The 1,376-nt window shown below is 64.5% G+C and carries 1 protein-coding gene; it reads left to right on the forward strand.

Features of this window, described 5'->3' with window-relative positions; genetic code table 11:
- Nucleotides 1–95: 95 nt before the first annotated feature.
- Nucleotides 96–1,346 (forward strand): IS256 family transposase, encoded by a 1,251-nt coding sequence (locus tag Q1A36_RS21255; protein ID WP_017469024.1) that lies wholly within the window; start codon nt 96–98, stop codon nt 1,344–1,346.
- Nucleotides 1,347–1,376 lie beyond the last annotated feature (30 nt).

The raw sequence follows: 1,376 nt of genomic DNA on the forward strand, positions 1-1,376 counted from the left end.
GAGTAACGCGCGAAAGTTGGTGATGCCCTGAGGGGCGGCATATCATGGCGGTGTTCAGACGCCGTCAATTCTCAGCCGAGAAAGGGATATGCCACATGTCGGAGACTACCATCAGCACGCTGCCCGATCCATCGGGGTTTTCGCCGGATCCGCTGACGGACCTCATCCGGGAGGGTGCGCGCAAGCTGATCGAACAAGCGGTTGAGGCCGAGCTGGCAACGCTCCTCGCCGCGTTCGCCGAGGAAAGGCTCGATGACGGTCGGGCCAGGCTGGTGCGGCACGGACATTTGCCGGAGCGCGAAATCCTGACCGGGATCGGTCCGGTCGCCGTGAAGGTGCCGCGGGTGCGGGATCGCAAGCCGGGAGCGGAGAGGATCTCCTTCACGCCCAGCATCCTGCCGCGCTACCTGCGCAAGGCCAAATCGGTCGAGGAACTGCTGCCCTGGCTCTACCTCAAGGGGGTCTCCACCGGCGATTTCGGCGAGGCGCTGGCCGCCCTGCTGGGGCCGGACGCCAAGGGCCTGTCGGCCAAGACCGTCACCCGCCTGAAAGCCAACTGGTGGTCCGAATACGAGGCTTGGGAGAAGCGCGACCTCGGAACCCGGCGGTTCCTCTACATCTGGGCCGACGGTGTCTACTTCAAGCCGCGCATGGCCGAGGAAAAGCAATGCGTTCTGGTCATCGTCGGGGCGGATGAATACGGCCGGAAGGAACTGCTGGCCATGACCGACGGCTTCCGCGAGAGCACCCAGAGCTGGCGCGAGGTGCTGCTCGATCTCAAGCGGCGCGGCCTCACGCAGGATCCCAAGCTCGCGATCGGCGACGGTGCCCTCGGCTTCTGGACGGCCCTGCGCGAAGTCTTCCCCACGACGCAGGAGCAGCGGTGCTGGCTGCACAAGACCATGAACGTGCTGAACGCGCTGCCGAAATCGGCGCAGGCTAGGGCCAAAGGACACCTGCACGACATCTGGCAGGCCGGGACAAAGGCCGAAGCCAACGTCGCCTTCAACTTCTTCGTCGAAACCTACGGCGTGAAATGGGACAAGGCGGTGGCCAAGCTGGTCAAGGACCGGGACGCGCTGCTGACCCTCTACGACTATCCGGCCGAGCACTGGAAACATATCCGGACGTCAAATCCGATCGAGAGCACCTTCGCCACCGTCCGGCACCGCACCCGGCGAACCAAGGGCTGCCTGAGCCGAAAGACCGGGCTCGCCATGGCCTTCCGGCTGATGATGTCGGCGCAGAAGAAATGGCGGAGGCTCGACGGTCGGAACCGCCTGCCGGAGGTCATCAGCGGGGTTGAGTTCCGCGACGGCGTCCGCCACATTCAAGCTGCCGCCTGATCAAGCGTCACCAACTTTCGAGCATATCTC

It is taken from the genome of uncultured Paracoccus sp. (assembly GCF_947487305.1).
Classification (GTDB): Bacteria; Pseudomonadota; Alphaproteobacteria; order Rhodobacterales; family Rhodobacteraceae; genus Paracoccus.